The 19,196-nt window shown below is 48.9% G+C and carries 19 protein-coding genes; 10 read left to right on the forward strand and 9 right to left on the reverse strand.

What is annotated here, in order from left to right; translation table 11 throughout:
- Window positions 1–8: 8 nt before the first annotated feature.
- Window positions 9–683, reverse strand: a complete 675-nt coding sequence (locus R3177_RS02875) for a TetR/AcrR family transcriptional regulator (RefSeq protein WP_318969531.1) — start codon at window positions 681–683, stop codon at window positions 9–11.
- 469 nt (window positions 684–1,152) lie between these two features.
- Between R3177_RS02875 and R3177_RS02880 the strand changes: the two genes are divergently transcribed.
- From R3177_RS02880 to R3177_RS02900, 5 genes are all read left to right on the forward strand, one after another.
- Window positions 1,153–3,753 carry a TonB-dependent receptor gene (locus R3177_RS02880; RefSeq protein WP_318969532.1) on the forward strand — a complete coding sequence of 867 codons (2,601 nt, stop codon included), beginning with the start codon at window positions 1,153–1,155 and terminating at the stop codon, window positions 3,751–3,753.
- A gap of 121 nt (window positions 3,754–3,874) precedes the next feature.
- Window positions 3,875–5,137, forward strand: coding sequence for an HD-GYP domain-containing protein (locus R3177_RS02885; RefSeq protein ID WP_318969533.1), 1,263 nt, complete (start codon window positions 3,875–3,877; stop codon window positions 5,135–5,137).
- A 42-nt stretch (window positions 5,138–5,179) separates the two neighbouring features.
- Window positions 5,180–5,806, forward strand: coding sequence for a uracil phosphoribosyltransferase (gene upp / locus R3177_RS02890; protein WP_318969534.1), 627 nt, complete (start codon window positions 5,180–5,182; stop codon window positions 5,804–5,806).
- Window positions 5,807–5,870: 64 nt separating this feature from the next.
- The gene (locus tag R3177_RS02895; RefSeq protein ID WP_318969535.1) at window positions 5,871–6,764 is read left to right on the forward strand and encodes an alpha/beta hydrolase; all 894 of its coding nucleotides are present in this window, start codon (window positions 5,871–5,873) and stop codon (window positions 6,762–6,764) included.
- 50 nt (window positions 6,765–6,814) lie between these two features.
- Window positions 6,815–7,936, forward strand: coding sequence for an META domain-containing protein (locus tag R3177_RS02900; RefSeq protein ID WP_318969536.1), 1,122 nt, complete (start codon window positions 6,815–6,817; stop codon window positions 7,934–7,936).
- Between the two features lie 161 nt (window positions 7,937–8,097).
- On the opposite strand, the gene rplT is transcribed toward R3177_RS02900, so the two are convergent.
- From rplT to R3177_RS02930, 6 genes are all read right to left on the reverse strand, one after another.
- Window positions 8,098–8,454, reverse strand: coding sequence for a 50S ribosomal protein L20 (gene rplT, locus R3177_RS02905; RefSeq protein ID WP_019676566.1), 357 nt, complete (start codon window positions 8,452–8,454; stop codon window positions 8,098–8,100).
- 16 nt (window positions 8,455–8,470) lie between these two features.
- The gene (gene rpmI, locus R3177_RS02910; protein ID WP_027672243.1) at window positions 8,471–8,668 is read right to left on the reverse strand and encodes a 50S ribosomal protein L35; all 198 of its coding nucleotides are present in this window, start codon (window positions 8,666–8,668) and stop codon (window positions 8,471–8,473) included.
- A 91-nt stretch (window positions 8,669–8,759) separates the two neighbouring features.
- On the reverse strand, window positions 8,760–9,302 hold the full coding sequence (infC, locus tag R3177_RS02915) for a translation initiation factor IF-3 (RefSeq protein ID WP_318969548.1): 543 nt from the start codon (window positions 9,300–9,302) through the stop codon (window positions 8,760–8,762).
- A 40-nt stretch (window positions 9,303–9,342) separates the two neighbouring features.
- Window positions 9,343–11,253: a threonine--tRNA ligase gene (thrS, locus tag R3177_RS02920; RefSeq protein ID WP_318969537.1), complete on the reverse strand. Its 1,911-nt coding sequence runs from the start codon at window positions 11,251–11,253 to the stop codon at window positions 9,343–9,345.
- A gap of 191 nt (window positions 11,254–11,444) precedes the next feature.
- Window positions 11,445–11,963: a DUF6436 domain-containing protein gene (locus R3177_RS02925; protein WP_318969538.1), complete on the reverse strand. Its 519-nt coding sequence runs from the start codon at window positions 11,961–11,963 to the stop codon at window positions 11,445–11,447.
- Window position 11,964: 1 nt separating this feature from the next.
- Entirely contained in the window at window positions 11,965–13,458 is a 1,494-nt protein-coding gene (locus tag R3177_RS02930) for a methyl-accepting chemotaxis protein (RefSeq protein ID WP_318969539.1), read from the reverse strand.
- A 148-nt stretch (window positions 13,459–13,606) separates the two neighbouring features.
- Here R3177_RS02930 and R3177_RS02935 point away from each other — a divergent pair, with 148 nt between their 5' ends.
- The 3 genes from R3177_RS02935 to R3177_RS02945 are packed head-to-tail and all read left to right on the forward strand — an operon-like array spanning window position 13,607 to window position 15,445.
- Entirely contained in the window at window positions 13,607–14,467 is an 861-nt protein-coding gene (locus tag R3177_RS02935) for a fructosamine kinase family protein (RefSeq protein WP_318969540.1), read from the forward strand.
- Between the two features lie 9 nt (window positions 14,468–14,476).
- The gene (locus R3177_RS02940) at window positions 14,477–15,229 is read left to right on the forward strand and encodes a pteridine reductase (protein WP_318969541.1); all 753 of its coding nucleotides are present in this window, start codon (window positions 14,477–14,479) and stop codon (window positions 15,227–15,229) included.
- A 15-nt stretch (window positions 15,230–15,244) separates the two neighbouring features.
- Window positions 15,245–15,445, forward strand: a complete 201-nt coding sequence (locus tag R3177_RS02945) for a CPXCG motif-containing cysteine-rich protein (protein WP_318969542.1) — start codon at window positions 15,245–15,247, stop codon at window positions 15,443–15,445.
- Window positions 15,446–15,459: 14 nt separating this feature from the next.
- Here R3177_RS02945 and R3177_RS02950 read toward each other — a convergent pair whose 3' ends face one another.
- Complete coding sequence (locus R3177_RS02950; RefSeq protein WP_318969543.1) at window positions 15,460–16,086, reverse strand: riboflavin synthase subunit alpha; 627 nt, start codon at window positions 16,084–16,086, stop codon at window positions 15,460–15,462.
- Window positions 16,087–16,141: 55 nt separating this feature from the next.
- Here R3177_RS02950 and R3177_RS02955 point away from each other — a divergent pair, with 55 nt between their 5' ends.
- Both R3177_RS02955 and R3177_RS02960 read left to right on the forward strand, forming a co-directional pair.
- Entirely contained in the window at window positions 16,142–17,527 is a 1,386-nt protein-coding gene (locus tag R3177_RS02955; protein ID WP_318969544.1) for an MATE family efflux transporter, read from the forward strand.
- Complete coding sequence (locus R3177_RS02960; RefSeq protein WP_318969545.1) at window positions 17,487–18,503, forward strand: DUF3080 family protein; 1,017 nt, start codon at window positions 17,487–17,489, stop codon at window positions 18,501–18,503. The genes R3177_RS02955 and R3177_RS02960 overlap by 41 nt, the downstream gene beginning before the upstream one ends.
- A gap of 44 nt (window positions 18,504–18,547) precedes the next feature.
- Here R3177_RS02960 and R3177_RS02965 read toward each other — a convergent pair.
- The coding region (locus R3177_RS02965; RefSeq protein WP_318969546.1) for an alpha/beta hydrolase family protein at window positions 18,548–19,196 on the reverse strand (649 nt) is incomplete at its 5' end.

Below are 19,196 nucleotides of genomic sequence, written 5' to 3' on the forward strand. Positions count from 1 at the left end.
GCTTTCCTTTAAGTACCTGAGCGCAACTGCTGCTGAGGATGTGAACAACTAAACACGGGTGCGGCGATACCCGCCGCCAGGTATGGCAGCAGGCGTTGAATGACTCCTTCAATGTCAACTTCTTCGCTAAAATCTGCTTCGGCAATTTCAGCAAGCGCCTCATTTGAGGCCATAGTGAAAACCACAGTGCCTAACGAAAAATGTAAGCGCCAGAACAGCTCGCTGGCCGGTAATTGTGGACAGGACTGCTGTACCAGTAACACAAATTTATCCAGTACCCGACCATAATGATGATTAATAAACCAACGCAAATGCCCCTGAACATCAGTATAGCCGCGCCCCAGTAGCTGCAAAAAAATCCGGGTACCGTTGTGGTGAACCGAATTAAGTTCAAGTAAGGGTTTAACAAATACGGCCAGCACCTGAGTCAGGTTATTAGGCTGCTGTGCCGCCAGTAAACGGTTGAATTCCTGATCTAACCGGACCATCAACACCCGCAGGTAACGTTGCAGTACTGCCTGAATTAATTCTTTTTTAGAACCAAAATGATAGTTCACTGCCGCGAGATTTACTTCAGCGACACTGGTGATCTGCCGCAACGACGTATCATTGAAACCGGTTTCAGCAAACAGACTTTGTGCTGCATCCAGAATTTTTTGCTGGGTATTTTGCTTTGCGACCATGCTTATCGCCAAAATTTAAACAGGTGTTTGAAATGTACGTTTGAATCTGGAGTATGTCAAGTCTGAACTGCCGCACTGGTCTGATATCGTAATTAAGTTTTATCTAAGCAATTAATTTATCTGTACTATTTTCGTTGAACACGGCGGGCTGAAAAAATCGCTTGACATTATCTGGACACTGAGCGAACTTTGACATCACTTTAATCAACCGGAGAGCAGCCTGATGCAAAAATGCGCACGCAATCACTGTTACTATTGCTCTCCGTTCTACCTGTCTGAATGGTTCAATAATTAGTTCTCCCTCTGCGTCAGGCAGAGGCTTTCCCGTGATGAATTTAAATTAATACCAGCATAGTGCTGCCGTTAAATCGTCTGCGGGGTGTATTTCCCTGTCTCTGTTTTGACGCACTTTTCCCTTTTTTAATCAGATTGCCGTTAACGGCGACGCCTGTAATCCAGAGGAATGTGTATGTATTCAAAAACTAAAATGACGCTATCCACCCTAAGTGCAGCGGTTATTATGGCAGCAACCGGCCAGCAGGTGCTGGCGCAGGAAACCGCTACTGCCGAGCAGAAGATAGAAAAAATTCAGATCACCGGTTCACGCTTAAAAGGCGTGGATTTGGAAGGCGCGAATCCCATTCAGATCTTCAGTCGTGAAGACATGACTAAACGCGGTTATGACAGCGTAGGTGCTTTTCTGCGTGACCTGCCACAGGCCTCCAGTGCAGGGACCTTCACCGAAAATGGTGGCGTGGGTGGTGCCGATGGTGCACCAGCCGGATCGTCCGGCGTCAGTCTGCGCGGTCTTGGCAGCAGTTCCACCCTGGTATTGGTAAATGGCCGCCGGGTCGCGGTCGATTCGTTTACCAATGGCTTTGATTCTTTTGTTAACGTTAATGCTATCCCCATGTCAGCACTGGAACGGGTCGAAGTGTTAACCGATGGCGCGTCATCCGTATATGGCTCTGATGCAATTGCCGGGGTTATCAATTTTATTCTGCGAAAGGATGTTGAGGGCCACGAAGTATCAATATCCTATGGCGACGATACAAAGAGCAGTAACTTTGGTCGCACTAACCTGACTTATGTTGGTGGTTTTAGTGCCGAAAATAGCAACACCACCCTGGTTGTCGATTATTTTGATCGCAACGCCTTATTTAACAGTGACCGGCCAATCGAAGTCACCCTGAAGTCCAGCACCCGGGTGACGATTGACGGTGTCGATTATGCTGAGCCATGGTGTGGTGATAATGTCAGCAACGGCGGCACCCGCTGTCGTTATGACTACGTTATTGAGCGGGCCATTCAGCCTGATACAACCACGATTGGTGCAACCTTGCATCATCATTACCGTCTATCTGGTGGCAACGAGTTTTTTGCTGAAGCGATGCTGCAAAATAACACCGGCTCAGCTTATGACGCTGCTGCAGCGTTTGATGTAAGAGTAGCCGGAAATTCACCACTAGTGCCACAGTGGGCTCGTGAAATTAACGCGGCCGATGGCCAGGCTAATCCAATCAGGGTGCGCTCACGTTTTCCTGAAACCCGGGTGCAGGATTATGATACGACCAGCTACCGGGTATTAGCGGGCTTACGTGGTGAACTGGGCATGTGGTCGTGGGAGACCGCAGCGACTTATGGCAAAACCGATAACGAAATTACCCATGTGCAGGGTTATATGGGTATCGACAAAGTTAATGCCGCTATTGCCGCTGGAACATTCAATCCGTTTAACCTTGGGCGGGACAACAGTGCCAGCGCCATTGCTGCGGTGCGTGAACTTGCACCGCGGGTCGGAGAGTCTGAGGTTTACTCAGTTGACTTTAATATTGCTGGTGATTTAGCCATTGAATTACCTGCCGGCAATATCAGTGCGGTATTCGGCGGTGAGTTCAGAAGTGAAGATATTTTTGACCGTCCTGCCCAGGTGGCTCAGGAGGGAGGGGTGTTCGCACTGGGTGCCAGCGACGCAGCAGCAGATCGCAGCCAGTATGCAGCCTACGGCGAATTTAATCTTCCTCTTACCGACGATTTGGATATGATTGCAGCTTTACGCTACGACCATTACAGCGATTTTGGTGGTGACGCCAACCCGAAATTATCACTGCGATACCGGGCAACAGATGATGTTATCGTTCGCGCCTCATGGAGTACCGGCTTCAGGGCTCCGTCCCTGTCGCAATTAGGTGCTGGCGAATCATTAAGCTCAGCCTATATTAATTGCGGCTCAGGCCAGCCGTTTGATGCACTGTGTGGTGATTTTGGTGCAACCGCTGGTGAATTAGAGCTTGATCAGGAGACACTGGGCAACCGGGGGCTTAACGCCGAAAACTCAGAAGCTATTAATGCTGGGGTGTCCTGGAACCTCACTGATAACCTGCAGATTACCGCAGATTACTGGCGCTACGAGCACACTGACATAGTTGATGTTGATGCCAACACCACGCTTAAGGCTTGTATTGCCGGGACGGCACCGACAACAACCAGCATAACGGCGCTTAATGGTGAGTTTGGCTGCGTTCTGGATGCCGGTGGTGATTTAGTGTTTCTCAGAACAGGCTTTTTCAATGTGGGCCGCCAGGAAACTGATGGTGTTGACATAAAACTGAATTATCAGTTAAACACTGACCGTCTGGGCACTTTTAAATTTTACGCAACCGGCACCAGAACCTTTTCTTACGAACGCCAGGTTAACCCCGAAAGTGGCACGGAGGACTTACTGGGTAAATTAAGTGGCGCCAATGAGATTGCCCGGCCAGATTTCGTTGCCGACTTTGGCACAGACTGGAGCAGAGATAACTGGAGTGCCAGCCTGTCAGCGCACTATATCAGTGAACTGGGAGACGGCGATTTCAAATTTGGTGGTAATGAAACGGTCGATGCCTGGCTGGTGTTCAGTGGCAGTGTTGGCTACGAGCTAACAGCGAATCAGCGGCTTTTACTGACTGTGCGTAACCTGACGGATGAAAAACCACCTTATGCATCCTCGCCAACTAACGGCTATGCCAGTTCTGTTCATGACTGGATCGGCACGTTATGGACACTGCGTTACACCGTGAATTTCTGAAACTGATATAAAGCAGGAAAACGCCGGCTTATCTGCGCTTTCCTGCTTTAACGCTGGCGCCTGAGCTTATCCTTACATAAACTATGCAAAACTGACCTGTGCTGTGAACCGGGAGTCACTTTTGCCCGCCCTGAAAATTAAACCTGAACAGATTAAATTAGGTTATGCCATTAAACTGCCCAGTGGCTGGATGAAGCATCCGTTTCTGTCCAACAATATGCTGATTGAGAATCAGCAGCAAATTCATATTATTAAAAGTCTTGGTCTGGATTATGTCTATTTTTATCCGGAGAAGAGTAAACAAATAACGGACCACATTACCGAACTTTCCAAAGACGAGGAAGTTGAATTTAACAGTAAAATGTCTGAAGCGCAGGCCAGAATGCTGCATGAAAAAATGCATCGGATCGAACAAGCCAAAGCGCACCGGCGCGACATCCAGAAAACAGAGAAGGCCTTTAACCATTCGCTGGTACAGGTGCGCGATCTGATGAAACAGGTTGGCAGCAGGCCCCTGAATGCGGTTAGTGAAGCCGCTCAGTTGATTGGCCAGTTAGCGGACACTATTGTTAATGCAGAAAGCCTGATCCTGCATTTAATTTCCGCTGGCAACAAAGACCAGGAAAGCCTTTATTATCACGTTCTTAATGTCTCTGTTGTCAGCATGATGCTGGCCCGTAATCTTGGTTTTTCAGCTGACGAAATCAAAATTGCCGGCCTGGGTGCGCTGTTTCATGACATTGGAAAACTTAAAATACCCAGCCAGATATTACGCAAAACGACGCCGTTAACTGCCCCCGAACATAATTTATTAAAATTACACACGAAATATGGCACAGATCTGATTGGCCTTGCAGAAAACTTTCCGCTTGAAGCCTGGCCTATAATAGAACAGCATCATGAATATCTGGATGGCAGCGGTTACCCGAAGGGACTGCGTAAAGAGCAAATTAATAAACTTGCTCATGTTGTTGCCGTCGTCAATGAATTCGATAATCTGTGTCATCCGGTTGATCCTGCCAAAGCACGTTCCCCTCATCATGCTCTGGCGTATCTTTACCGCAGCATGAAAAACAAGCTGGACGATAAGACAATGCGGGTCATGATTAAAATGATGGGGGTATATCCGCCAGGTACTGTGGTAATGTTAAGTGATCAGCGAATTGCTATGGTTATGTCGGTTAACAGCGATAGTTTGCTGCAACCGAACGTAATGATTTACCAACCTGATGTCCCACGGCTGGAAGCACCGGTTATCAGTCTGGATAGTGATGATCTGAGTATCAGTAAGGTGCTGACGATTGCCAGTCTGCCGGAACGGGTCAGAGAATATCTGAACCCCAGAGCGCAAGTCAGCTATTATGTCCAGGGTAAACCGGCTTAAGCTGACAGATTATCAACAATTAAAACGCATGGGGAACTGCTGATGCTTGTTACCGAAGTTAAACACCCACTGGTTCAACATAAAATCGGCTTGCTACGCGCAGCTGATATCAGCACCAAACAATTCCGCCAACTGGCCGGTGAACTGGGTAGTTTATTAACTTATGAGGCCACCAGGGATCTGGTCACTGAGACCACGACTATCGACACCTGGCATGGCGAGTGTCAGATTGAACAGATCCAGGGTAAAAAAGTTACGATTGTACCCATTTTAAGAGCTGGCTTGGGTATGCTCGATGGCGTACTGGATTTATTACCCAGTGCCAGGATCAGTGTAGTGGGGATTTATCGTGATGAGACCACGTTGCAGCCGGTACCCTACTTCCATAAGCTGGCAGCAGATTTAGATCAGCGGCTGGCACTGGTGGTCGATCCGATGCTGGCAACCGGTGGCTCAATGATTGCCACTATAAATTTACTAAAAGAACAGGGTTGTCAGCGAATTAAAGCCCTGGTGCTGGTGGCGGCCCCGGAAGGCATCGCCGCCCTTCAACAGACACACCCGGATATCGAACTTTATACTGCGGCCATTGACCGCGGTTTAAATGACCAGGGCTATATCTTACCTGGTCTGGGTGATGCCGGCGATAAACTCTTTGGTACCCGCTAAGGCTGTTGCCTGGCAGATTAAAACATGGCGGCCCGCCGTCAGCTTTGGTGAATGGAATTTAGTTGTGGATTTAATCCCCTGGCACTACCTTACTGAGTATGGTTTTACGTTACGCGGCTTTTATACTGAACCCAGAGGTAAACCGGTATTACACGTATTGCATGGCAATGGTTTTTGCAGTCGCACCTATTGGCCGTTACTGCAGCATTTAACCGATCATTTTGATTTTTTTCTGTCAGATGCTCAGGGCCATGGTGACAGCGATCATGGCGGACCATTTTTAGGCTGGAATACCAGTGCCGACCTGGCACAAGCCGCCTGGCAAGCCCACCAATACCTGTTTGACGGCCAACCGGTTATTGGCGTTGGCCATAGTTTTGGCGGCGTACTGACTGCGTTAATTAACAGTAAAATGCACAGTCCCTTTAACCAGACTATCTTGCTTGACCCGGTGCTGTTTACGCCGTCTATGCTGATGCTGATGCGCTCGTTAGATAAGCTGGGGCTGTACCATAAAAATCCAATGGCCAGAGCCGCAATGCGCCGACGCCAGCACTGGCCTGATAAACGTAGCGCCACTCAGTATCTTAACAGCCGCGGCCTGTTTAAAAACTGGCAGCCTGAAGCCCTGGCAGCCTATATTGAGTATGCCCTGACAAGCTCTGAGCAGGGTATCAGTCTGAAATGTCAGCCGGAACGCGAAGCGGAAATTTTCAGCTCTTATCCCCGGCAACTCTGGCAGCAATTAAGCCAGCCAAGCCCACCTACCCTGATAATTTATGGCGACAATACTTATCCCTTTATCAGCAAAGCCATAAAAAAATGGCAACGCCGTAACCCGATGGTGCAGAGCATCGTCACCCGGGGCGGGCACTGTTTTATGCAGGAAAACCCTGCTGCTACGGCCCGTCTAATGCTGCAGTATTTAAAGCCTGAGCGGTTGAAATTGACAGTATAAATGGTGCGGCTTTACGTTATAATGCGCCAAAATAGAGTCAGGGTATACAGATGAGAAAGTCCTTAATACTGGTGGCGCTAATGTTAGCAGGTTGTAGTCAGCTACCGGCACCTGAGCATATTACGCCAGAGAAAGTCAGTGACAGCAAGCCAGTCCAGCCACCGGTGCCGCAAGCACCGGATATTCAGGACGACAGTGTGCCTGACAGTGAGACGACGGAAGCGATCGCTACTAATTTTGAACAGATCTTTATCGACAATGATGTCAGTTTTACCGGTACCCTGCCCTGTGCTGACTGCCCGGGTATTCAGTATCACCTGAATTTATACCGCGATGGTCGCTTTGAAGTCCGCCAGGAATATCTGGAACGCGGTGAAATTAATATTATTAAAGGTATCTGGTTGCTGGAGCAACGTAACCTGCATCTGGTTAACCAGCAACATACGCTGCCAGCCTTTTACTTCTCCAATAATAATCAGTTAGCCATGTTGGATTTGGCCGGCAAACCGATTAGCTCAGCACTGAACTATCAGCTCAAGCGTGCGCCTGATTTTATTAAACTTGATAGCAGGCAGCCCATGCTGGGCCTGTATTTGCTGAAAAATAATCAGGCTACTTTTACCCCTTGTCAGTCCGGCGAAACACTGCCGGTTGCCAACACTCAGCATCACTTACCGATGATGCGCCATTATCAGCAGGATGAGCGTTTTCGTAATAATGCCATCATTGCCACTCTGGTTGGCCGTAAACAGGCCAATACGCAGGGTGAAACCCAGCTACTGATCGAAAAGTTCGAGCAGTTCTGGCCTGATGCCGGCTGCCCCGATACTTTTACACCAGGCCGAATCCACGGAATTGTCTGGCGGGCTGAAAAACTTTCCGGCCGCTATCTGCCGCAACACCTTAATGTCCGAATGCTTTTTGACAGCCAGGACCGGATCTACGGGTTTGCTGGTTGCAACAGCTTTAATGGCAGCTACAAGCAACAGGCGAATCGCCTGAATGTTGCAGGGCTTGCCAGCACTCAGAAATATTGCAGCGAAAGCAGCAAACTTGAACAACAGTTCACGACGTCTTTGCAGGCAGCTGATCGGGCAGAAGTGAATGGTAGTAAGCTGCAGCTGTTTAAAGACAATAATCTGCTGATAGAGTTTAAACCGGCGTTAAACTAAGTCGCATCAGCAAGACATGAATAAAAAAGGCGCTTATTGTTAAGCGCCTTTTTTATTACTAACAGCTGTTCACAATATTTGGCCAAAAAAATACCCTCAAACCAATGGTTGTGAGGGTATTTCAGCCACGGTGAGGTGGCTGCCGATACTATCGGCTTATATCAGACTAAGGCTTCTTTTGCTTTAGATACTAAAGCAGTGAAAGCAGCTTTGTCGTATACAGCGATGTCGGCCAGGATCTTACGATCGATTTCAACAGAGGCTTTTTTCAGGCCTGCAATGAAACGGCTGTAAGATAAACCGTTCATCCGTGACGCTGCGTTAATACGCGCGATCCACAGTTGACGGAACTGACGCTTACGCTGACGACGGTCACGATAAGCATATTGACCGGCTTTAATAACGGCCTGGAACGCAACACGATAAACACGACTGCGGGCACCGTAGTAACCTTTAGCCTGGTTTAACACCTTCTTATGACGCGCGCGCGCCGTCACACCACGTTTTACTCTTGGCATTTCTGACTCCTATGATTTATGCGTACGGCATGCAACGGACTAAGCCGGCAATGTCTACTTTAGCGACTAAGGTTTTTGGACCTAACTGACGCTTACGCTTAGAAGTCTTCTTCGTCAGAATGTGGCGAAGGTGTGATTGTTTACGTTTAAAGCTACCAGAAGCGGTCTTTTTGAAACGCTTCGCGGCACCTTTATTGGTTTTCATCTTTGGCATAGTATTTAAACTCGCATTGTTAAATTACAACGAATAATAAGGCGTTAAAAAACTGCGGCAAGCCGCAGCTTAATAAACTTGAAGGCACTTATTACTTCTTATTTGGGGCCAGCATCATGATCATCTGCCGACCTTCCACCCGTGAAGGGAAAGATTCGCAGATAGCGATATCAGACAAGTCCTCTTTAATCCGAGTAAGCATCTCAATACCGATTTCCTGATGCGCCATTTCACGACCACGATAGCGCAGCGTTACTTTAGCTTTGTCACCCTCTTCAATGAAGCGACGCAGGTTGCGTAGTTTTACCTGGTAATCGCCTTCGTCAGTTCCAGGCCGGAATTTTATTTCCTTAATCTGGATCTGTTTTTGCTTCTTCTTCTGCTCTTTCAGAGCTTTACTCTTTTCGAACAGGAACTTACCGTAGTCCATCAACTTACAAACTGGTGGTTCGGCTGTCGGGCTGATTTCAACTAAATCATTGCCACTTTCTTCAGCCAGTTTAATGGCTTCAGCAATACTTACTACACCCAGTTGCTCACCTTCGACGCCAATTAACCGCACTTCGGGCAGGTTAATCTCTTCGTTGATCCTGTTAGGACGGTTTGCAGGTAATGTTTTCTTTCCTACTTTAATAGTATGTTCCTCCGAAAATTATTCTTATACGCTTAATAGTTTATACCCGGGTCTTAATTTCAGTGGTCAGCTTTTCAACAAAAGCGGCCACTGACATCTTACCAAGGTCTTCACCTTTACGCGTTCTTAAGGCGATATCGCCCGCTTCCATCTCTTTATCACCAACAACCACAAGATAAGGAATACGCTTAAGCGTGTGCTCGCGGATTTTAAAGCCTATCTTCTCATTTCTCAAGTCACTAATGACCCTAATACCGTGAGATTTGAAAGTTTTTACTAAATTTTGCACATATTCGGCCTGATTATCGGTAATATTCATCACCACCACCTGAGTCGGCGCTAACCAGGCCGGAAACAGGCCGGCATATTCTTCTATTAAAATACCGATAAAACGCTCGAGCGAACCCAGAATCGCCCGGTGGATCATGACCGGCACCAACTTATCGCCGCCTTCTGAAACAAAAGTGGCACCAAGCCTGCCCGGCAGGGCAAAGTCTAACTGGATCGTGCCGCACTGCCAGGCGCGGTTTAAACAATCGTGCAATGTGAATTCAATTTTCGGACCATAAAACGCGCCTTCACCCGGCTGCAGATCATAATCGATATTATTGCTCTTCAGGGCTTCAATCAGGCCCTGCTCGGCTTTATCCCAGCTTTCATCTGAACCAATGCGCTGCGCCGGCCGGGTTGATAATTTGACTTTAACATCTTTAAAGCCAAAGGTGCTGTAGACATCAAATACCATCTGAATACATTTGGTCACCTCAGCCTGCACCTGATCTTCAGTACAGAAAATATGGGCGTCGTCCTGGGTAAAACCGCGAACCCGCATTAAACCATGTAAACCACCTGAAGGCTCATTACGATGACAGCAGCCAAATTCAGCCATTCTCAGTGGCAAATCGCGATACGATTTTAAGCCCTGATTAAAAATCTGGACATGACCCGGGCAGTTCATCGGTTTAATCGCGTATTCACGGTGTTCAGACTGAGTGGTAAACATGTTTTCAGCATATTTTTCCCAGTGACCTGACTTTTCCCATAACACCCGGTCCATCATTAATGGACCTTTTACTTCGTCATAATCGTACTCGCCCAGTTTTTCGCGGACAAAGCTCTCCAGTTCACGGAAAATGGTCCAGCCATCGTTATGCCAGAACACCATTCCCGGCGCCTCTTCCTGCCAGTGAAATAAACCGAGTGCCTTACCGATTTTCCGGTGATCGCGCTTTTCTGCTTCTTCTAATTGCAGCAAATAGGCCGCTAACTGCTTTTTGTCTGCCCAGGCGGTGCCGTATACCCGCTGCAACATTTTATTTTTCGAGTCGCCACGCCAGTAGGCGCCGGCCACTTTCATAATTTTGAAGTGCTGACAAAACCGCATATTCGGCACATGCGGGCCACGGCACATGTCGATGTATTCTTCATGATGGTATAAGCCTGGCTTGTCGTCTTTACTGACGTTCTGTTCCAGAATTTCCATTTTGTAGCTTTCGCCGCGGGCTTTAAACGTATCATAAGCCTGCTGCCAGCTGACTTTATGCTTGATTACGTCGTATTCAGTTTTCGCCAGTTTAAGCATTCTCGCTTCAAGCTCAGCTAAATCGTCGCTACTGATAGGCCGGTCTAAATCCACGTCATAATAAAAGCCGTTTTCAATGACCGGGCCTATGGCCATTTTCACATTAGGCCACATCTGCTTAATCGCATGGCCTAATAAGTGGGCACAAGAGTGACGGATAATTTCCAGGCCGTCCTGATCCTTACTGGTAATAATGCTTACCGTTGCATCAGTGGTAATAGGGTCACAGGCATCAACCAGCTGACCATTGACCTTACCGGCAATGGTGGCTTTGGCTAAACCAGGACCGATATCTTTGGCAACATCCATAACTGAAACAGCAGAATCAAATACGCGCTGGCTGCCATCAGGCAGAGTAATAACTGGCATGATTTTTCCTTTTACAGTGGTGGCCCACACCAAGGGTCACTTGTTTAATAATGAGGAGTATTTACCCAACCAGCCCGGGCAGTTAATGGCTTACACCAAAAGTCATTTGCCAAAGCCTGTGGTCAGTAAATAATAATAACGCCGCTATAGTAACATCAGCCCAGCGGCTTGACTACTGCTGCCAGTCGTTCTTAGCCTGTTAAACAGCGACAGGCTTGTGCCTCACCATTTAACCAGACCCCTGCCAGCTGCACTTCATTTCTGAGTATCGGTGCGATCAGGCTGTCAGATGGTGAGCACAAAGGGCCGCTGGCATAAGGGCCGGCATAAATCATTTGGCCATTTTCAAAAATTAACACTGCGGGTGCGGCCGGAAGCGCCAGACCAGCGACAGTAATCTCGCTGACCTGCCGGGTAAACTGGGCAGTTGCAGCCAGCTGAGAATCGTTATTCAACCGGCTGATATGGGCGTTTACGTGGTTGTTGCAGGCACACTGAGCTAGCCGGACATGCACCACCTGTTTGCCGGCGGTAGCAGCAATGCCCAGGGCCTCTATTGAAAACACGGCAGCTAAAGGGTTCTGCCACTGTTTGTCCGGATCAAACGGGCCGTAGTGCTGGTTACCAAAGTAGAATAATCCGGCACTGGCAAATATCAGCCAACTGACCAGCAACACCAGAGCAGTAATAATTTTCGGTTGAAATGCCACGCTACACCAAAAACTTTTCAGACTCGGCACTAAGCGCCGAGGTAATCGACTTCAGCTGATCGGCGCTATTTAGCACCTTGTCTCCCAATGCTTTCTGCTCTGAAGTCATTTGATTAAGCTGCTGGACACTGCGGGCTATCTCACTACTGGACGCGCTTTGTTGCTGTAGCGAGCTGGCCATCACATCTGACGAGGTAGCCACTTGCTGGGCCTGAACCAGAATCGATTTAAGCAATTCACCGCTGTGCTGGGCATGGTCACGGGTGGCTTCTAACTGTTCAATACTGCGTTTAACCTCAGTAACCGACTGGCTACTGTTCATGACCAGCCGTTCAATCATCGCCTTGATTTCATCTGTTGAGCCGCGGGTACGGGAGGCAAGAGTTCTAACTTCATCAGCTACTACCGCAAAGCCACGGCCCTGCTCGCCGGCCCGGGCTGCTTCAATTGCTGCATTAAGCGCCAGCAGATTGGTCTGCTCCGCAATGGCCTGAATAACATCAAGCACTTTTTGGATATCCACGGTGGCGCTGGCAACGTCGTTAACTTTGGCCCCGGTATCACTCATCTGCCGCGCCAGCTGCTGAACAGACCCTATAGTCTTACTAACCGACGATGTCCCCTCAGTCGCGGCCCGTTCTGCTTCGCGCGCAAAACTCAGTACCTGCTGCGACAGATTAAATACCTCTTCAATGCTTCGTGACATTTGCTCCGTTGCTGCGGCAATCATGCCCACTTCAGTAATTTCACTCTGCATACTTTCAGACAATGCTTCACCTTCACTGAGCAGGGCAACAGACTCATGTTTTAACGCCTTTGCCTGCTTATCGATGCTCTGCATGGTTTTCTGCAGGGTGGCCAGAGCCGAATTAAAATTATTAATCAGACCCGATTGCAGATCATTGCAGCGCACGGTCAGCGCCACTTTACCGTCAGAAGTCATCAGGCTGTCTGTTGCATTAAATAATGACTGACCCACGATACCCTCGCGGTAACTTTGCCGGCAAATCATCACCAGCACCAGCGCCTCGACCACGACAAAAACAGCATGCAACAGAATAATAGCCAGCGATAGCCGCTCATCAGGCACGACATACACCGCGCTACCCTGCATTTGCAACCACATAAACAGTAAGTGATGCACTGCTATAGTGGCCGCAGCGGCAATAATAACCAGGTAATCCCGAAATGCGATTAGCACAGCCAGCAGCACGAAAATGCCAAAGTGCATTTCAATCATCCCTGCAGTCTGATGAATATGCAGTGCCGAAAAAAACATAAAGCTGATACCGAAACTTAATCTGGCCAGAAGGTGATCGCCGAGTAACCGGTAAAACAGCAGCGGCAACACGGCTGTCGGCAAGCCAATCAGCAATGCGGGTAGCCAGCTGTCGTAGAGGGCTGCAAGCAGCAGCGCCAGCAAAAACAGCACCAGATTAATGCCTGTCATTATTTTAAAAGCTTGCAAACGAAAACGGGGGGTAATGATCGACATAAAGACTCCGGACAACGGATAGTATTAATAACTTTAGCACCTCCTAAGATGCTGGAACGCCATTACGTTGTCAATTGCTGACCAGGATCAGTGATTTTTCTGGTTTATCAGTCATACTGAAATCACAACGGGGATATGGAGCAAACCGATGTGGCAGGCTATCGCAGATAATATCAGTAGTGAGCTGGATATCGACTTTAAGGTTGAGGATAAAATCCAGCTCACCGGCGGTGATATTAATCTGGCTTTTAAAATCAGCGGCAACGGCCGTGACTTTTTCGTCAAACTCAATCAGCGTGAACAGCTGGAGCAATTTGAGACCGAAGCCCTTGGTCTGCGTACCCTGCGTCAGCACCATTGCATCCGGGTTCCCGATGTTGTTTGTTATGGCCAGACCATTGACAAAGCTTTTCTGGTGCTGGAATACCTGCCACTGATAAAAGAGACTAACACAGGCTGGCAACAGCTGGGCCAGCAACTGGCGCTGTTGCACCGGCAACATGAACAAGCCATGTTTGGCTTTGACTGGGATAATACCCTTGGCCGCACGCCCCAGCCAAATAAGTGGCAAAGCAACTGGAGCAGTTTTTTTTCTGAGCAACGCCTCGGCTGGCAGCTGCAATTGTTACTGGAACAGGGCTTTGGTTTTGGCAATATCGATTATCTGGTAGAACAATGCCGACAGCGATTAGCTCATCATCAGCCGGCGCCCAGTTTATTACATGGTGATTTGTGGCGGGGCAATGTTGGTTTTCTTGCCAACTCGCCAGTAATTTTTGATCCGGCATGCTATTACGGCGATCAGGAAGCAGATGTTGCCTTCAGTGGTCTTTTCGGCCGGTTTCCTGACGCTTTTTACAGTTATTATCAGCAATTTAATAAATTGCCTGACGGTTATGAACAACGAAAAGATCTGTATAATTTATATCATGTTTTAAATCATGCTTATTTGTTTCGTGGCAGTTTTCTGGTACAAGCACAGGAGATGATAAAACAGCAATTTTATTAGGATTGGTTTATGGCGCCTTCAGACAACCCGGTCGCACTGGTCACCGGCAGTGCCAAACGTTTAGGCAAACAAATCGTCAGCCAACTGCATCAGACCGGCTACCGGGTAATTATTCATTACCATCAGTCAGGGGCTGAGGCGCAAAGCCTGGCTGATACGCTTAACCAGCAGCGACCAGACAGTGCTGCTATTTTACAGGCCAACCTGCTGGACGAGCAGGCAGTTAAGCAGTTAGCCACGCAGACGCTCGCCTGTTTTAACCGGCTGGATGTGCTGGTTAACAACGCCTCCAGTTTTTATCCCACCCCGCTTTCGACCGCCACCCATCAGCAGTGGGATGACTTATTTGGCAGCAACGTGAAAGCCCCCTATTTTCTGGCGCAAGCCCTGGCACCGGCATTACATGAAACTAAAGGTTGTATTATCAACATGGTCGATATTCATGCCGAGCGGCCGCTGCAGGACCATAATATATATTGTATGGCAAAAGCCGCATTATTAATGATGACAAAATCGCTGGCCCGTGAATTAGCACCTACAATAAGAGTCAACGGCATCGCACCCGGCGCTATTTTATGGCCCAGTCAACAGTTAGCTGAGGCAGATAAGGCCGATATCGTGCAACAGATACCGCTTAAGCGGATCGGGACACCGGAAGATATCGCCAGTACAGTGTTGTTCCTGCTGCAATCATCTTACATCAGCGGTCAGATCATCGCGGTTGATGGTGGTCGCAGCCTCGGAGCAGCCCAGAAAGCCTGAATGTAAGGAGACAGTATGAGTATCTTAAGCAAAGCAATCAGGTGCCCATTTTGTGGCCATCCGGTGTATGTTGATATTGAAGTCACCGATGACGATCAGGAGTACATCGAAGATTGCAGCAATTGCTGCAATCCTATTCATTTAAAGGTGCATAAAGATATTCAGCATCACAGCGTGCAAATTTTTGTCGATGCCGATGATGAGCAATATTATTAAACTGTTAACCCTGACTATTGCTCCGCAGCAAAGCGCTCTGCCATCACCCGTTCTACTGTTTTTATAATGGTCAGCGTTTGCTGATCCAGCTCAATATTCAGGATGTCGCCCTCACGCTTTTCTCCCAGCGTGGTAATGGCCAGCGTTTCCGGAATTAAGTACAGGCTAAAACCGCTGCCTGTCACCTCACCCACCGTTAAACTGCAGCCTTCTACCGCAATAAAACCTTTAGCCAGAATATAAGGCAGAAAGCCTTTATCGAGGCTCAGTTCCATACTAACCTTGTGCTGCTCGCGCACCAGTCTGATTAAGGTGGCAGTGGTCTGAATATGGCCTGAGACAATATGGCCGCCCAGTTCACTGCCAAAGGTCAGCGAGCGCTCCAGGTTAACATTGCTGCCCACCGCCAGCCTGCCCAGATTGGTTTTGCTCAGCGTTTCACTTATCACATCAAAACACACCCAGCCGGCAGCGCTGTCAAACGCTGTTACCGTTAAACATACCCCGTTAATAGCAATACTGGCCCCCTGCTGCAGCGCCTGTAAATGAGCGGGCGGCACCGCTAATGTCAGGCGGCGTAGCTGCCCTTCATCGCGAATTTCGCGCACTTGCGCGGTTGTCTGAACTATTCCGGTAAACATAAAACCTCAATTGTGCTAAATTGCGCGCCATTAATGGCCAACCCGACGATGGCGCATGGTACCTTTTTCCCGCTTTGAAGCCAAAACTCTGTTAAAGCTGACCGGCCCTATTATGCTGGCCCAGCTTACCCAGACCATGATGTATTTTGTCGATACTGTCATGGCCGGCCGGTTCAGCGCCACCGATATGGCCGCGCTGGCAGTAGCATCGGGCCTGTGGTTGCCGGTGGTACTGACCATGCAGGGGCTGCTGTTAGCCCTGACGCCTATTGTGGCGCAGTATTATGGCAGCAGACAGACCGAGCCGGTCAGCCATTTTACCCTGCAAAGCCTGTATCTGGGAATGCTGCTCGCGGGCTTATTATTTGTGCTGATGCTGTTTGCCGATATTCCGATTGGCATGCTGGATATGGAGCCGGCGCTTCGTGATAAAACGTTGCAGTATCTTTACTATGTCAGCTGGGGCCTGTTTCCGGCCGCCGGTTACATTGTTATCCGTAATTTATTTGAAGGCATCGGTAATACCAAAGCCAGTATGTGGATCAGTTTCGTTGGTATTCTGGTCAATATTCCGGCTAATTATATTTTTATTTACGGCAAGCTGGGCATGCCAGCCTTAGGCGGTGCCGGTTGTGGTATTGCCACCAGCCTGGTATTTCTGGCGATGTTTATCGCTATGCTGGTTTACGGCTGGTTCAGCCGCACTACCCGGCCCTACCGGCACTGGCCCAAACAGCTAAGCGCCAATCTGAAAGACATCTGGTATGTTGTCTGCCTTGGCACCCCGATTGCTTTTTCAATCTTCTTTGAAGTAACGTTGTTTGCCTGTATTCCGCTGGCGATAGTGCATCTGGGGCCGATAGTGGTGGCCGGCCATCAGGTGGCGAATAACTACAGTGCGCTGGTCTTTATGCTACCACTGAGTTTCGGTCTGGCGACAACCATCCGGGTTGGCCATTTAGTTGGCCAGCAAAATAGCAAAGAGCTGAAAGTGGCTATCAGTACCGCTTTATGTCTGGCAATTTTTATGTCGTTCTTTATCGCCAGTTTTACCTTTTTTATGCGCAGCTATGTCGCGTCCTTGTATTCCACTAACCCGGCGGTGATTGCCATGGCCAGCTCGCTGCTTATTCTGGCCTGTTTTTACCAGTTGTCTGACGCGATACAGGTGGTATCAGCCTGTGCGCTGCGCGGCATGAAAATCACCAAACCGGTGTTTTACATCACCTTGTTTGCTTACTGGCCAATCGGTTTTGGTTTAGGCGCCGTACTAGGCTTAACAGACTGGCTGGTGCAGCCTATGGGGGCCCATGGTTTCTGGATAGGTATTATTATTGGCCTGAGTACCGCTGCCATTATGCTGGCGTTTATCTTAAGAAAGCATATTAAAAGGATCGATCATGAAATTCAGCACGCTGCTGAGTATGGTACTACTGGCTAGCCTTGGCGGCTGCAGTAAACCTGACAGTGAAGCGACACTGACGGATTATCAGCAGCGCTTAAGCCGGGTACTGGAGCTGGAGACTGTCAAAGTGCAGGTCGTCCCGGTGGCTGTTTTACCGCGGCCAAGTGAACTCAGGCAACCCCTGCCGGACATCCGGGTCAATTTACGTGATGCCTGGGCCAGCCGCGAATGCAGCCTGGATCAACTGATTGGCGAGCGTAACAGCGGCCTTGGCCGGGTGTATCAGCCCAGTAAGCAACTGAATTATGAACTGCGGTTATTATCGCGCTTACAGCAGTGCCAGCAACAGAACATCAGCCCGGCATTACAGCAGCAAATCAGCCACTGGCAGGATGAAAAGCAGCAAAGCATTGCCATCGCCCTCAGTAATATGCTGCTGGCAGATGATACACTGCGCCGCCAATGGCAAAGTGTTAGCCAGCAGTTAGTCACCGGCGAGGGCAACGGCTTTGTGCCAACCAGTAGCGCATTAAATAATCTGGCTGAACTGACCAGGCTTATCGCTCAGCAACATTGGCAACAGGCCGCAGCGCTTGATATTGAACAAAGCCTTGGCGCTATCTACCAGTACGACTTTTTGGCAAAGCTGCAGAACAGCCTGCGTTACAGTGCTGCCTGGTTCAGCCAGCTTAATCCGCAGCTACTGGCAATCGCTCCGGCAAGCTTGTGCCCGCGTGGCCAGAGTACTGAGCAGCTAAGTATTTTAACCACAGTGTTTCGTAAATTTTTTATTGGCAAGGTGCAGGCTCACCTGGCCGAGCTCAGCCGGTTTTATAATGAAAGCTGGCCTATCATTGCCATGCTGTATCAGGACACGGCGATTTATCCGGCACTGCAACAGCGCTATCAGCAACCGGCCGAGCAGCTCAGGCTGCAACTGATGCAGCATGTAACATGGTGGCAGCAGTTAAACACAGCCTGCCCGGTTAATCTTACCCAAAGCCCGGACTGAGCCGGGCTGCCAAGGCTTATTTTTTAACGTGCGGATAGAACAGCTTACTGTTCATATTGCTGATACGGCATGCCCTCTGCCCACCACTTTGGTGCTGGCGCACCTTTTAAATAGTGGTCAAAAAACTCACGCATTTTTATGCTGTAATCCAGTTTATTGGCAAAGCGCTGCAAATGATGCGGCTCGTTTTCATAATGTAGCATCACCACCTCTTTATTTAAGCGACGCAGGGCCAGATAGTATTCTATGCCCTGCTCCCACGGTACGGCGCCATCATCATCACCGAACTGAATAAGCATCGGCGTGTTAATTTTGTCAGCAAAAAACAGCGGCGAATTATCAATATAAGGTTTTAAATCGTCGAACATCGACACGCCAAGCCGGCTTTGGCCGGTTTCATACTGAAACTGCCGGGCCAACCCGCTCTGCCAGCGGATACCGTTGTAGGCACTGGTCATATTCGCCACCGGTGCGCCCGCTACGGCAGCGGCAAACATATCGGTTTCGGTCACGACAAAAGCGGTCTGATAACCCGACCAGCTGTGGCCATGTAAGCCAATCGCCTTAGCATCAGCCACGCCCATATCAATTAATTTTTGCAGTCCCGGCACTAATGATTCGGTAGCACTGGGACCAGGCGCTGCGGGTCTAAAGTGAATGTCGGGCAAAAACACCAGATAATCCTGCCCCAGA

Origin of the sequence: Arsukibacterium sp. (assembly GCF_033722355.1) — a bacterium.
Taxonomy (GTDB): domain Bacteria; phylum Pseudomonadota; class Gammaproteobacteria; order Enterobacterales; family Alteromonadaceae; genus Alishewanella.

Coding starts and splice junctions, on each gene's coding strand:
- rplT (WP_019676566.1), bottom strand. CDS start 8,454: ATGCCAAGAGTAAAACGTGGTGTGACGGCGCGCGCGCGTCATAAGAAG.
- upp (WP_318969534.1), top strand. CDS start 5,180: ATGCTTGTTACCGAAGTTAAACACCCACTGGTTCAACATAAAATCGGC.
- R3177_RS02950 (WP_318969543.1), bottom strand. CDS start 16,086: ATGTTTACCGGAATAGTTCAGACAACCGCGCAAGTGCGCGAAATTCGC.
- rpmI (WP_027672243.1), bottom strand. CDS start 8,668: ATGCCAAAGATGAAAACCAATAAAGGTGCCGCGAAGCGTTTCAAAAAG.
- R3177_RS02875 (WP_318969531.1), bottom strand. CDS start 683: ATGGTCGCAAAGCAAAATACCCAGCAAAAAATTCTGGATGCAGCACAA.
- R3177_RS02900 (WP_318969536.1), top strand. CDS start 6,815: ATGAGAAAGTCCTTAATACTGGTGGCGCTAATGTTAGCAGGTTGTAGT.
- R3177_RS02880 (WP_318969532.1), top strand. CDS start 1,153: ATGTATTCAAAAACTAAAATGACGCTATCCACCCTAAGTGCAGCGGTT.
- thrS (WP_318969537.1), bottom strand. CDS start 11,253: ATGCCAGTTATTACTCTGCCTGATGGCAGCCAGCGCGTATTTGATTCT.
- R3177_RS02935 (WP_318969540.1), top strand. CDS start 13,607: ATGTGGCAGGCTATCGCAGATAATATCAGTAGTGAGCTGGATATCGAC.
- R3177_RS02960 (WP_318969545.1), top strand. CDS start 17,487: ATGAAATTCAGCACGCTGCTGAGTATGGTACTACTGGCTAGCCTTGGC.
- R3177_RS02945 (WP_318969542.1), top strand. CDS start 15,245: ATGAGTATCTTAAGCAAAGCAATCAGGTGCCCATTTTGTGGCCATCCG.
- R3177_RS02955 (WP_318969544.1), top strand. CDS start 16,142: ATGGTACCTTTTTCCCGCTTTGAAGCCAAAACTCTGTTAAAGCTGACC.
- R3177_RS02940 (WP_318969541.1), top strand. CDS start 14,477: ATGGCGCCTTCAGACAACCCGGTCGCACTGGTCACCGGCAGTGCCAAA.
- R3177_RS02930 (WP_318969539.1), bottom strand. CDS start 13,458: ATGTCGATCATTACCCCCCGTTTTCGTTTGCAAGCTTTTAAAATAATG.